We start from the raw sequence: 13,074 nt of genomic DNA on the forward strand, positions 1-13,074 counted from the left end.
AATAAATGAAGCTGTTTGAACGCATTCATCAAGATACTGAAATTCGACAAATTTATGATGCAATTGGTCAAATGGAAGATGAAGAAGCTGGGTGGGCATACCACAATTGGTTTCATGTAACCAATGTCGTGGCCATGACGGAAATGATTTTGAAACAACTTGCTGTTTCAGAGGAGTATTTAGAAGCGGCAAAAATTGCGGCATTGCTCCATGATGTGGGTGCGCTACAAGGAAAAGCAGGACATGCGCTTCGGGGGAAACAATTTGCAGAAGCATATTTTCGTAAGCAAAAGATTTGTTTGCCTTATCAAGAAGAAATTTTATCTTCTATAGAAAATCATAGTAATGGCTTTGATTCGGAAGAGTTAATGACACTAGCGCTAATCATTAGTGATAAATTAGATATTACAACCTCTCGTGTTGCAAAGGCTGGTTATTTCGTGCCAGGAATGCGGCAATTTCAATTTTTAAAGAAAATTGAAATTATGCTTTCAGAACAAGAGGTTTGTGTCTCGTTTACGGCAGAAGAAGAACTGGATTTAGAAGAATTAAATGCGTTTTATTTTATGCCAAAGGTCTTCAAAGCAATTGACGCTTTTTCAGAAAAAATCCAACGCCGACCAATCGTTTTATTGAATAAACAAGAATGGCCGGTACCAAAACAAAAAAATCCTTCAACTGTTCATTAACAGTTGAAGGATTTTTTTAGCGATAATTATTAAACTCAAGAGCCATTGGTAAATCTAATTCTCGTAAAAGAGCCATGACTTTTTGTAAATCATCCCGACTTTTTCCAGTTACCCGAATTTTGTCTTCTTGGATTTGTGACTTAACTTTAATCCCAGAGTTTTTGATAGCTGTGTTGATTTTTTTTGCATTTTCTTTATCAATACCACTGATTAAATCACCATATTGGCGAGCGGTACCGCCTAAGGCTTTTTCACTTTCTGAGAAATGAATATTTTTAATCGGAACATTGCGTTTGACTAATTTTCCAAATAAAATATCCTTCACTTGCTCGACTTTATAATCATCTTCAGCTACGACTACTAATTTATCGTTTTCCAATTTAATATCAGCAATTGACCCTTTAAAGTCAAAGCGATTTTTCAATTCTTTCAAGGCAATTTGAATCGCGTTTTTGACTTCCTCCATATTGACCTCTGAAACTACATCAAAACTTGCTTCTTTTGCAGCCATGTAAAAACCTCCTAAAATATTCTTTGCTTCATCATATCATGAAATAGTAAAAAAGGTTAGGCTAGAATCATTTTGAATAGAGAAATAAGAAGATCAATTTTTAGGGATATCTTCCCGCATTCTTTCATGGAAACGTTGCAAAAAAATTTTTTTCAATGTTCGCTTTTAGCCCCTTTTCTTTTAGGATAGAACCTGTTATTCTAAGTCAGAAGAATAGCGAAGGAGCGAAGAAAAATGAGTCGATTGGTTAGTACTTACCAAAGAAATGAATCGATAAAAAAAATAGCAGTGATGGCGATAACCGCTTTGACTTCTGCGGTCGGTTTGAATTTCTTTTTGATTCCGGCAAAAGTTTTTTCGGCAGGGATGAACGGAATTGCGCAAATCATTGCTACATTATTATATACAAATTTAGGAATCCATATTAATACAGGGATCTTCATTTTATTTTTAAACATTCCCGTCTTCATTCTAGGGTTTGTAAAATTAGGGAAACAATCAACGATTCTTAGTTTCATCAATGTTATTGGCATTTCCGTTGTCACTATGTTTGTGCCAATCGTAACAGTCACAACGAATCCTTTGATGAACGCAATTATGGGTGGTGTCTTAGTCGGCGTTGGCGCAGGGCTTTCATTAAAAATGGGCTTTAACACTGGCGGCATGGACATTATTTCACTGATTCTTTCAAAAACAACAGGGAAAACCGTTGGTAATTTTATGTTCTTATTAAATGGTATTATTGTGCTGTTGGCTGGTTTTGTATTTAACTGGGAAAGTGCGTTGTATACTATTATTTCTATTTACTGTTTGAGTCAGGTGGTCGACATGATTCATACCAGTCACCAAAAAGTCACAGCAATGATTGTCACCACGAGACCAGAAGCCGTTGCCTTAGAAGTTTCTCAACAAATCGCTCGTGGCATGACCTTGTTGCCTTCAATCGGCGGCTATTCAGGTGCAGAAGGTCGGATGATTATGATGGTCATTACTCGCTACGAACTCTATGATTTAGAACAAGCAGTTTACAGTATCGATGAGAATGCCTTTGTAAATATTTTACCAACACAATCGGTTTTAGGGCGTTTTGCCAATGAAGATGAACAACGGATTTTTCATAGTACAGGAACATTTCCTGAGCTTCAATCTTACAAGGTGAAACGTTATCCACCAAAGAAAAAATTAAAATAGCAAGTCGGCCTTCAGGTCCCAAAGTCTTAACGGGAAAACTGGAGGTTTTTTTATAAAAATGAAGGTTATGTGAAAGAATAGACAAAAATTTTCTGAAAAAGGGAATTTTACTAGAAAAGTGTCAGGAATTCTGCTAAAATAGAACCGTTGGTTAGGGAACACCTAACAAATAAAGTTTTTAAAAACTTAGGAGGAATTTTTTATGCCAGTAGTATCAGGAGCAGAATTCTTAAAAGCAGCACGTAAAGGCGGCTATGCAGTAGGTGGCTATAACACAAATAACTTAGAATGGACACAAGCGATTTTAGAAGCAGCAGAAGCTAAAAAAGCACCAGTTCTAATCCAAACATCAATGGGCGCTGCTAAATACATGGGCGGCTACAAAGTAGCTAAAGACATGATTACTAATTTAGTAGACTCAATGAATATCACAGTTCCAGTAGCAATTCACTTAGACCACGGTGACTACGAAGCTGCTTTAGAATGTATCGAAGTTGGCTATACTTCAATCATGTTTGATGGTTCTCACTTACCATTCGAAGAAAACTTAAAATTAGCGAAAGATGTAGTTGAAAAAGCTCACGCTAAAGGTATTTCTGTCGAATGTGAAGTTGGTTCAATCGGTGGTGAAGAAGACGGAATCATCGGTACTGGCGAATTAGCTGATATCGAAGAATGTAAACAAATGGTTGCTACAGGTATTGACTACTTAGCATGTGGTATCGGTAACATCCATGGTCAATATCCAGAAAACTGGAAAGGTTTAGCATTTGATCACTTACAAGCGATTGCTGAAGCTGTCGGTTCTGATGTACCTCTAGTATTACACGGAGGTTCTGGTATTCCTCAAGAACAAATTGAAAAAGCAATTTCAATGGGTATCTCAAAAGTTAACGTAAATACAGAATTCCAATTATCATTCGCTAAAGCAACACGCGAATATATTGAAGCTGGTAAAGATTTAGAAGGTAAAGGATTTGACCCTCGTAAATTATTAGCACCAGGTAAAGCTGCAATCATCAAAGATGCAGAAGAACACATTGATTGGTTCGGTTCAGCTAACAAAGCTTAATCAACTAGTTACGTTAAAGACAGCCACAGCACGTGGCTGTCTTTTTTATTTTTTGTTATTTTTTCATTCTATTAAAATACCTGAGAAGTTTTCTTTTTTCTTAAGCTTGATTATGATAGAATGATTGGGTAGTTTATTTAGAAAACGTATATTACAGATAGGTGAGAATATAAATGAAAAAAATCGTAATCAATGGGAATCGTCCATTAAAGGGCGAAGTAACCATTAGCGGCGCTAAAAATAGTGTGGTCGCTTTAATTCCAGCTGCTATTTTAGCAGATTCGCCCGTGACTTTAGATGGCGTTCCTGACATTCAGGATGTTCACTCATTAATTGAAATTTTAGAAATTATGGGTGCTAAAATTACTTTTGAAAATAATACATTAATTATTGACCCAACAGAAGTTGTTTCTGTGCCAATGCCAAAAGGAAAAATCAATAGCTTACGTGCGTCCTATTATTTTATGGGCTCACTTCTTGGTCGATTTGGGGAAGGCGTTGTCGGCTTACCTGGCGGTTGTTACTTAGGACCTCGTCCAATTGATTTACATATCAAAGGATTTGAAGCATTAGGCGCTCATGTAACCAACGAACATGGGGCGATGTACTTGAGAACAGACGAAGCTGGCTTACAAGGAACCCGAATTTTTATGGATATGGTATCTATTGGCGCTACAATCAATGTCATGTTAGCCGCAGTTAAAGCCAAAGGCAAAACGATTATTGAAAATGCTGCGCGTGAGCCAGAAATTATTGATATTGCTACATTATTAAATAACATGGGTGCAAAAGTTCGAGGAGCTGGAACGGACGTTATTCGGATTGAAGGTGTCGAAGAATTACATGGTTGTCGTCACTCGATTATTCCAGATCGAATTGAAGCTGGGACTTATTTAGCTATGGCAGCAGCTATGGGTGAAGGAATCAAGGTTCGAAATGTTATTTATGAGCATTTAGAAAGCTTCATTGCGAAATTGCAAGAAATGGGCGTTAAGATGACAATTGAAGAAGACATGATTGAAGTTCATCCGTCACATGATCTGAAAATGACGACGGTGAAAACCTATCCGTATCCTGGGTTTGCCACAGACTTGCAACAACCGTTAACGCCATTACTTTTAAAAGCGCAAGGAACTGGTGAAATTATTGATACGATTTATGCTCAACGAAATAAGCATATCCCTGAGTTGGTGCGGATGGGGGCTGATGCTTCGGTTGAAGGCAATATGATTATCTTAAATGGCCCAAATCAATTGCACGGTGCAGAAGTAGTCGCCTCTGATTTACGGGCAGGCGCTTGCCTAGTCACTGCCGGCTTGATGGCTGAAGGTACGACCACTATTTATAATGTAGAATATATTTTACGTGGGTACGACCACATTATCGAAAAGTTAACTGCTTTAGGCGCTGATATTCAAATGCTAGAAACCGAAGAACAAGAAGGTCCGTTTGAGGTGGATCAATGAGCGACTATTTAACAATGGCTGAATTGGAAAACAGTACGTTAAAAGATATTTATGCGTACGCGAAAGAGTTTAAAATTCCTTATTATAGCCAAATGAACAAAAAAGAATTGTCTTTAGCTGTGATTCGTGCACAAGCTGAGAAGCAAGGGTTTTTCTTCATGGAAGGAATTTTAGATATTGTTTCTCAGGATGGTTATGGCTTTTTGCGGCCAATTAATTATGGACCAAGTGCAGAAGACATTTATATTTCTTCTTCTCAAATTCGTCGTTTCGGATTGAGAAATGGGGACAAAGTAGCTGGCAAGGCGCGTCCGCCAAAGGAATCAGAACGTTACTATGGACTCATGCATGTTGAAAGTGTCAATGGGAAAGATCCTGAAGAAGCGAAAGAGCGGCCACATTTTCCAGCGCTAACACCGTTGTATCCTGAAAAACAATTAACGTTAGAAACAACGGCTGGCAGATTATCAACACGAATGATTGATGTATTTGCACCAATTGGTTTTGGGCAACGTGGTTTAATTGTAGCGCCGCCAAAAGCGGGAAAAACAAGTGTTTTAAAGGAAATTGCTAATGGGATTACAGAAAATCATCCTGATGTGGAATTGATTCTGTTGTTAATTGACGAGCGTCCTGAAGAAGTGACTGATTTAGAGCGAAGCGTTAAAGGAGATGTGGTTTCTTCAACTTTTGATCAACAACCACAAAATCATACGCGAGTTGCTGAATTGGTTCTGGATCGAGCAATGCGCTTAGTTGAAGACAAACGGGACGTAGTTATTTTAATGGACAGCATCACTCGTTTAGCAAGGGCCTATAATTTAGTGGTCCCGCCTAGTGGTCGAACCTTGAGTGGCGGAATAGATCCAGCTGCGTTTTTCAAACCTAAACGATTTTTTGGTGCTGCCAGAAATATCGAAGAAGGGGGCAGTCTGACTATTTTAGCCACGGCATTGGTGGATACAGGTAGCCGAATGGATGATGTCATCTATGAAGAATTCAAAGGCACAGGCAACATGGAGCTCCATTTATCTCGTGAATTAGCAGAGCGCCGTATTTTCCCAGCAATTGATATTAAAAAATCAAGTACGCGAAAAGAAGAGTTGTTAATGACACCAGAACAACTAGAAGAAACGTGGAAATTGAGAAATAATATGTCAGGAGACTCGCTGGAATATACGGATCAATTCATAAAAATGTTGAAACGAACCCAAAATAATCAACAATTATTTGAAGTTTTCCATGATGTTTCGTTTGGCAAACAAATTAAAAGAAATCCAAAAAGATAATTGCATACCAACTGAAAACATGGTAAGATAGCATTGTTGTATACCGACAAAATAACTCTGATACAGCAAATGGATCAGGGCAAAGGAGCGAAAAAAACGTATGAAACAAGATATCCATCCAAATTACCAACCAGTAGTATTCATGGATTCAACAACAGGTTTCAAATTCCTTTCAGGTTCAACTAAAGGATCTTCAGAAACTGTTGAATGGGAAGATGGCAACACTTATCCATTATTACGTGTTGAGGTTACTTCAGACTCACACCCATTCTACACTGGTCGTCAAAAATTCACACAAGCCGACGGACGTGTGGACCGTTTCAACAAAAAATACGGTCTCAAAGACGAAAACGCAAATCCAGACGCATAGTCTTTCAAAACATTGTTATGGCAAGGTTTATAGAGGTTTTCCACTGTGGTGGGAAACCTCTATTTTTGCGTTAAATATGTAGTTTTAATTCAGAGAAAAGAAATAAAGCAACTTACCAATCTTTTCCTCTTTCTTTTCAAGATTATCCTTCCCAAAGGACAAAGATTGATCAGCATTGTTTCGCTGATTTGTTAGACTAGTAGGTACATTAAGCTTTATAAAGGAGATCTTGAAGAAATGAGTAGAAAAAAAGTCGGTGTTTTCTGTCTATTTCTGTTTTTCACATTTTTGATTATTGTTCCAAAAGTAGAAGCTACAGAAGAAATGAAGACTAAATTTACAGTAACGCCTGTTTTACCAGAAAATCAAGTGTCAGGAACATCTAGTTATTATGATTTAATTCTGGCACCAAAGCAATCTTCCACTATTGTCTTAGACATAAAAAATAAGACAGACGAAAAATTGTCCATCGTATTGACTCTAGCAAATGCATCAACAAATGATAATGGGTTGATTGTGTACAATGATTTTGATAAACCACTTGATTCATCGTTAAAGGTTCCGCTGACAGACTTGGTTACTTTAGAAAATGAGGAAGTGAGTGTGCCGCCTCATCAAACAGTATCAGCAAAGATGAAGGTGAAGGGACTTGATCAGCCTATCAAAGGAGTTGTTTTAGGCGGGGTTTACGCGCATCTCAAAGATGAAAAAACAGAGGAAGAGAACCAAACAACGGGATTAACCAGTCGCTACGGGTTTAATGTTGCGATTGCCATGAGGAGTGCTGAGAATGCTCCTTTAACAGAGGTGAACCAACTGAAATTAGCGAAAGTAACACCTACAATTGCTTTAGGGGCCAAATCACTAAAGGCGGTCATTCAAAATCCATATGCTGCTATTTTTCCAGAAGTTCGTTTAGAAGGTCAAGTGATAAAAAAAGGATCCTCTAAAAAAATTGCACAACGGACACTAAAGAATGTTCGCTTTGCCCCAAATAGTTCCATGAATTTTCATCTTGATTTGGGTAAACAACCGCTAGATGCTGGGACTTATATATTTACAGGACGTGCTATTTTACAACAAGATGAACAACAGTCTTGGCCTTTTCAACAAGAATTTACGATTAACACTCGTGAAGCAAAAAAATTAAATCAAGAAGCTACGGTCAAATGGGTCCTACCCACATGGTGGTTACCGACTTTCTACACGTTGTTAGTAATCACAATCGGGGCAATTTATAGTGTCATTTGGCGCAATAATTATCAAAAAACAAGCGAAAAGGAGAGTGAGAATAATGGCTAGTTGGTTTTGGTTGTCTGGCGGTTTAGCGGTCATTTGTTTTATGTTTTTCCTCTTTTCTTTGCTGACTAGTATGAGTTTTATTCAGCATGCAAAAGAACCCAGAAGTATTCTAAAAGAAACGCTTTTGAGTTGGTTAATGCTTTTACTTAGTGGTGGCTGGATTACAATCGGACTATTGTTATATTTTTCGCTAAAGAATCAATAAACAAAAAACGAGCATTCATTGTTAGATAACCGTGAATGCTCGTTTTTTTGTTTTAGGAAAATGCTCTTTAGCAACTTGCCAGATTTCATTGGGCAACCTGACTGAAATTGTTAAATTGTTCTGTCGAAACGACAAAAAAGTGGTAAACTAAACGTGTATGTTAGTTATTTAATCAAAAGTAATGTATCCGCTTACTTATAAAATGGAAACGAAGGAGCATATTGCAATGACAGAAAAACTTTTAGGAAGTATCGAAGCCGGTGGCACAAAATTTGTATGTGGCGTTGGGACAGATGATTTGACCATTGTGGAACGTGTCAGTTTTCCCACAACAACCCCAGAAGAAACAATGAAAAAGGTAATAGAATTTTTCCAACAATATCCTTTAAAAGCGATTGGGATTGGTTCGTTTGGTCCGATTGATATTCACGTTGATTCTCCTACGTATGGTTATATAACTTCTACACCAAAATTAGCTTGGCGTAACTTTGACTTGTTAGGAACTATGAAACAACATTTTGATGTGCCAATGGCTTGGACAACGGATGTGAATGCTGCGGCATATGGTGAGTATGTTGCTGGAAATGGGCAACATACATCTAGTTGTGTATATTATACAATTGGAACTGGTGTTGGCGCTGGAGCGATTCAAAACGGTGAGTTTATTGAAGGCTTTAGCCACCCAGAAATGGGGCATGCGTTAGTCCGTCGTCATCCTGAAGATACGTATGCAGGAAATTGTCCTTATCATGGAGATTGTTTAGAAGGGATTGCAGCAGGACCAGCAGTTGAAGGTCGTTCTGGTAAAAAAGGACATTTATTGGAAGAGGATCATAAAACTTGGGAACTAGAAGCTTATTATTTAGCGCAAGCAGCGTACAATACGACTTTATTATTAGCGCCAGAAGTGATCATTTTAGGCGGCGGCGTCATGAAACAACGTCATTTGATGCCGAAAGTTCGTGAAAAATTTGCTGAATTAGTCAATGGATATGTGGAAACACCGCCTTTAGAAAAATACTTGGTGACGCCTCTTTTAGAAGATAATCCAGGAACAATTGGTTGCTTTGCCTTGGCAAAAAAAGCTTTAATAGCTCAAAAATAACCATTTACTCGCAGTTCATGCATTATATTTGAAGGAAATGGCTAAGAATGATACTCTTATTATGTAATTAATTATTTAGGAGGGATTAGCATGGCAGATTTAAAAGGACGTTTTGACGATGCAAAAGATAAAGTAGAAGGTACTGCAAAAGAAGCGCAAGGCAAAGTTACGGATGATAAAGGCAAAGAACTTGAAGGAAAAGCTCAATCAACCTTTGCTGACGTAAAAGACAAAGCACGTGATGCCGGCGACGACCTTAAAGAAGGCGCTGAAAAATTAACTGATAAAGTTAAAGAAGGCTTTGAAGACTTAAAAGACAAATTTAGTAAAGATAAATAAAAATTAACAAAAGAGCGTGGGCTCACGTTGAAATAACGTAAGCCCACGCTCTTTTGTTTAGACATCAAATCCTTGTTTTTGCAAGAAAATTTTTACTTCTGGGCGACGATTATAAGAAAAATAGGACAAAGACTTCTGTGACCAATCCGCTGTTTGGGCGTTACTTGAGCGGCTGGCATAATAATCTTTTAATAATTCATCATATGTGTGCATATCTGTCAATTTGTCTGATTGGTAGTGATTTTCGCTTAAAATATTTTCAAAAGGCATCCGTGGTTTTACACCATTTAACGTTTCTGGTACACCGATTGTTAATCCGAAAAGTGGTACAGTTAATTCAGGCAAAGATAAGCGTTTGGCTACTGTGTCTAAGTCATTTCGAATGCCGCCAATATAACAAATCCCTAAATCCATAGATTCAGCCGCAATGGCCATGTTTTGCGCAGCAATCGTTGTATCAACGGCAGCTACTAATAATGATTCTGGTGTCTTTAAGGGTTCCAATGATTGCCCCTCTTTTGACAAAATCGTTGCATGACGATACAAATCAGCAACAAAAACATAGAACACACCAGTGTTAACGACATAGTCTTCACAATTCGCTAAACGTCCCAATTCTCTGCGTAGCTCAGGATCTTTGATTTCTATAATTGTATAAGCTTGTAAAAAATTGGAGCTTGATCCTGCTTGAGCTGCAGTAATTAACTGTTGTTTCTGCTTGTCCGTTAACGCTTGCTTTTTAAAATGACGAACGGAACGGTGACTTAGTAATTGTTCGATTGTTTGATTCATAAAAAACCTCCGTTTAAATTAAGAAAGAGAACAGAAAAACCCACAGCTTAATAGTGGGTTTCTCTGTCGTTAATTGCTAAAGATTACAGAATACGTTCAAATGGATCTAAACTAATTCCTTGGTCTAAGACGATTTTTGCGTATTCTTTCGCTGCAAATAAAGAATGATCTTTGTAGTTTCCGCACTCTTTTGCAGAGACTGCTGGAACAACTTCTGTATTGATTACTTTGTTTAAAACGTTGACTAATGCATCACGGATTTCTTGTGGTGAATGTTGATCCCACATAATCATATAAAAACCAGTGCGGCAACCCATTGGCGAAATGTCAATGATTCCTTTTAATTCATCACGCATGTTAACTGCTAATAAATGTTCCAACGTGTGTAATGCGCCTGTTGGTAGGGCATCTTTGTTTGGTTGTAAGAAACGTAAGTCATATTTTTCGACTAACGCATCACCATTTTGTTCTGTGCCAGCAAGGCGAACATATGGTGCTTTTACTGTGTTGTGATCTAATTCAAAACTTTCTACGCGTGCCATGAAATTTCGCTCCCTTTATAATTAAATTCGTTTTAACTATAACAAATTTAAGTCAAAAGTCAATGGATAGTCCTTTGATGGGTAATAGTTTTAAAATATCATGGGAAAATAAAAAAATCATTTTTTTGACTATGTAGGTTTTTTCAATACTATGGTAAAATAGGACAAGTAGCTTTTACAAGAAGGTAAGAGGGGAGTATGAAAATATGGGAAAAGAATATCATGTTGCCGTGGTAGGAGCAACAGGTGCTGTCGGGACAAGAATGATTGAATTGTTAGCAGAGACAAGTTTGCCAATTGCCAGTGTGAGGTTATTGGCGTCTAAGCGTTCTGCTGGACAAGAGATTCAGTTTAAAGGGCAACCTCTTATCGTGGAAGAATTAGTCCCGGAATCATTTGAAGGAATCGATTTAGCATTATTTAGTGCTGGTGGGAGTATTTCCGAAAAGTTTGCACCAGAAGCAGTTAAGCGCGGAGCTGTTGTTGTTGACAACACTAGCCATTTTAGAATGGCAAAAGATGTTCCTTTAGTTGTTCCAGAAGTGAACCCGGAAGCCTTGAAAAATCATCAGGGAATCATCGCAAATCCCAATTGTTCTACGATTCAAATGATGGTGGCCTTGGAACCAATTCGGCAAGCGTTTGGCTTAGAACGAATCATCGTTTCAACGTATCAAGCTGTGAGTGGCGCAGGTATCCGTGCAATTAATGAGCTAAAAGAACAAGCCGAAGATTTTTTAGAGGGAAAACCTGTCAGTGAATGGTCAGCTGAAATTTTACCAGCTGGCAGTGACGAAAAACATTATCCAATTGCTTTTAATGCGTTGCCTCAAATTGATGTTTTTTCAGAAGCAGGGTATACCTACGAAGAATGGAAAATGATGAATGAAACAAAAAAAATCATGGGAGACAACAAGCTAAAAGTCGTTGCCACCTGTGTCCGTATTCCGGTAATTTCAGGACATTCTGAATCTGTTTATATAGAAGTGAAACAAGCAGATGCATCGGTCTCAGCCATCCAAGAATTAATGGCGCAAGCTCCAGGTGTAATTTTGCAAGATGAGCCAAGTGAACAACTATATCCACAAGCGCTAAATAGCGTCAACCAGAAAGAAACATTTGTCGGCCGTATTCGTCAAGACGTTGACGTGAAGAACGGTTTCCATTTATGGATTGTGTCAGACAACCTATTAAAAGGAGCTGCTTGGAACTCGGTCCAAATTGCTGAAACGCTACACGAAATGAATTTGCTTCGTGTACCTGAAAACGACTAGAAGGTTTGTATTGTATACTCGGGAGGGAATAGGATGGATTTAACGAATGCAACAATTATTACGGCAATGGTTACGCCGTTTCAAGAATCGGGAGAAATAGATTTTGATAAACTACCGCAATTGGTAGACTATTTATTGGCCAATCATACAGAAGGCGTTATTTTAGCAGGAACAACTGGTGAATCACCCACGTTAACTCATGAAGAAGAATTACAATTATTCCAGCGAATTATTGAACTGATCGATGGACGTATTCCGATTATTTGTGGTGTAGGTACGAATGATACACGTGACTCAGTCGCTTTTGTGAAAGAGTTAGCGACAATCGCTGGTATCGATGCTGTTTTGGCGGTTGTTCCTTATTATAATAAACCAAATCAAGAAGGTATGTATCAACATTTTAAAACCATCGCAGAAGCAAGTGAACTGCCAATTATTTTGTACAATGTTCCTGGTAGAACGGCTGCATGTCTAGAAGTGGAAACTACTTTGCGCTTAGCACAATTGGAAAAAATTGTGGCAATTAAAGAATGTGCAGGGTTAGATGCAATTACTGAGTTGATTGAAAGAGCGCCAAAAGACTTTCTAGTGTATACTGGAGAAGACGGGTTGGCTTTTGCCACCAAGGCACTTGGCGGACAAGGGGTTATTTCGGTAGCCAGTCATGTCTTCGGTTCGTCAATGTATGAGATGTATCAAGCGCTGGAGCAGGGGAACTTGCCGGAAGCGGCTAAAATTCAACGACAGTTATTACCAAAAATGAACGCCTTGTTTTCAGTGCCTTCGCCGGCACCCGTGAAAGCGGCCTTAAATCATTTAGGTATTCCTGTTGGAAATTTACGTTTACCTCTAGTTGCTTGTACACCAGAAGAAGAGCAAAGAATTATTCGCACGTTAGAGATTTAAAGAACGTGTAATCATAGAGAG

15 protein-coding genes are annotated in these 13,074 nt (G+C 38.2%); 12 read left to right on the top strand and 3 right to left on the bottom strand.

Features of this window, described 5'->3' with window-relative positions; genetic code table 11:
- Positions 1–5: 5 nt before the first annotated feature.
- Positions 6–689 carry an HD domain-containing protein gene (locus AB3I34_RS00850; RefSeq protein ID WP_010712307.1) on the top strand — a complete coding sequence of 228 codons (684 nt, stop codon included), beginning with the start codon at positions 6–8 and terminating at the stop codon, positions 687–689.
- 16 nt (positions 690–705) lie between these two features.
- Here the strand turns inward: AB3I34_RS00850 and AB3I34_RS00855 are convergent, their stop codons facing one another.
- Positions 706–1,200 (bottom strand): YajQ family cyclic di-GMP-binding protein, encoded by a 495-nt coding sequence (locus AB3I34_RS00855; protein WP_002357974.1) that lies wholly within the window; start codon positions 1,198–1,200, stop codon positions 706–708.
- 234 nt (positions 1,201–1,434) lie between these two features.
- Here AB3I34_RS00855 and AB3I34_RS00860 point away from each other — a divergent pair, with 234 nt between their 5' ends.
- From AB3I34_RS00860 to AB3I34_RS00900, 9 genes are all read left to right on the top strand, one after another.
- Positions 1,435–2,391: a YitT family protein gene (locus AB3I34_RS00860; RefSeq protein ID WP_002381974.1), complete on the top strand. Its 957-nt coding sequence runs from the start codon at positions 1,435–1,437 to the stop codon at positions 2,389–2,391.
- 202 nt (positions 2,392–2,593) lie between these two features.
- Complete coding sequence (locus AB3I34_RS00865) at positions 2,594–3,463, top strand: class II fructose-bisphosphate aldolase (protein ID WP_002357972.1); 870 nt, start codon at positions 2,594–2,596, stop codon at positions 3,461–3,463.
- A 173-nt stretch (positions 3,464–3,636) separates the two neighbouring features.
- Complete coding sequence (locus AB3I34_RS00870; protein WP_002357969.1) at positions 3,637–4,929, top strand: UDP-N-acetylglucosamine 1-carboxyvinyltransferase; 1,293 nt, start codon at positions 3,637–3,639, stop codon at positions 4,927–4,929.
- Positions 4,926–6,218, top strand: coding sequence for a transcription termination factor Rho (rho, locus tag AB3I34_RS00875; RefSeq protein ID WP_002357968.1), 1,293 nt, complete (start codon positions 4,926–4,928; stop codon positions 6,216–6,218). Before AB3I34_RS00870 ends, rho begins: the two co-directional genes overlap by 4 nt.
- A 100-nt stretch (positions 6,219–6,318) precedes the next feature.
- Positions 6,319–6,588: a type B 50S ribosomal protein L31 gene (locus AB3I34_RS00880; RefSeq protein WP_002357967.1), complete on the top strand. Its 270-nt coding sequence runs from the start codon at positions 6,319–6,321 to the stop codon at positions 6,586–6,588.
- A gap of 237 nt (positions 6,589–6,825) precedes the next feature.
- On the top strand, positions 6,826–7,890 hold the full coding sequence (locus AB3I34_RS00885; RefSeq protein WP_010712308.1) for a DUF916 and DUF3324 domain-containing protein: 1,065 nt from the start codon (positions 6,826–6,828) through the stop codon (positions 7,888–7,890).
- Positions 7,883–8,095, top strand: coding sequence for a hypothetical protein (locus AB3I34_RS00890; RefSeq protein WP_002357965.1), 213 nt, complete (start codon positions 7,883–7,885; stop codon positions 8,093–8,095). Before AB3I34_RS00885 ends, AB3I34_RS00890 begins: the two co-directional genes overlap by 8 nt.
- A gap of 226 nt (positions 8,096–8,321) precedes the next feature.
- Entirely contained in the window at positions 8,322–9,200 is an 879-nt protein-coding gene (gene scrK, locus AB3I34_RS00895) for a fructokinase ScrK (RefSeq protein WP_002357964.1), read from the top strand.
- A gap of 90 nt (positions 9,201–9,290) precedes the next feature.
- Positions 9,291–9,539 carry a YtxH domain-containing protein gene (locus AB3I34_RS00900; RefSeq protein WP_002357962.1) on the top strand — a complete coding sequence of 83 codons (249 nt, stop codon included), beginning with the start codon at positions 9,291–9,293 and terminating at the stop codon, positions 9,537–9,539.
- 57 nt (positions 9,540–9,596) lie between these two features.
- Here the strand turns inward: AB3I34_RS00900 and nfsA are convergent, their stop codons facing one another.
- Entirely contained in the window at positions 9,597–10,331 is a 735-nt protein-coding gene (nfsA, locus tag AB3I34_RS00905) for an oxygen-insensitive NADPH nitroreductase (protein ID WP_002360554.1), read from the bottom strand.
- 83 nt (positions 10,332–10,414) lie between these two features.
- Positions 10,415–10,873, bottom strand: coding sequence for an S-ribosylhomocysteine lyase (locus tag AB3I34_RS00910; protein ID WP_002357960.1), 459 nt, complete (start codon positions 10,871–10,873; stop codon positions 10,415–10,417).
- A 206-nt stretch (positions 10,874–11,079) separates the two neighbouring features.
- On the opposite strand from AB3I34_RS00910, the gene AB3I34_RS00915 reads away from it, so the two are divergent.
- Both AB3I34_RS00915 and dapA read left to right on the top strand, forming a co-directional pair.
- Positions 11,080–12,147, top strand: coding sequence for an aspartate-semialdehyde dehydrogenase (locus tag AB3I34_RS00915; RefSeq protein WP_002381968.1), 1,068 nt, complete (start codon positions 11,080–11,082; stop codon positions 12,145–12,147).
- A gap of 33 nt (positions 12,148–12,180) precedes the next feature.
- The gene (dapA, locus tag AB3I34_RS00920) at positions 12,181–13,053 is read left to right on the top strand and encodes a 4-hydroxy-tetrahydrodipicolinate synthase (RefSeq protein ID WP_002361644.1); all 873 of its coding nucleotides are present in this window, start codon (positions 12,181–12,183) and stop codon (positions 13,051–13,053) included.
- Positions 13,054–13,074: the final 21 nt, after the last annotated feature.

The organism is Enterococcus sp. C102(2024) (genome assembly GCF_040888205.1).
GTDB lineage: Bacteria > Bacillota > Bacilli > Lactobacillales > Enterococcaceae > Enterococcus > Enterococcus faecalis.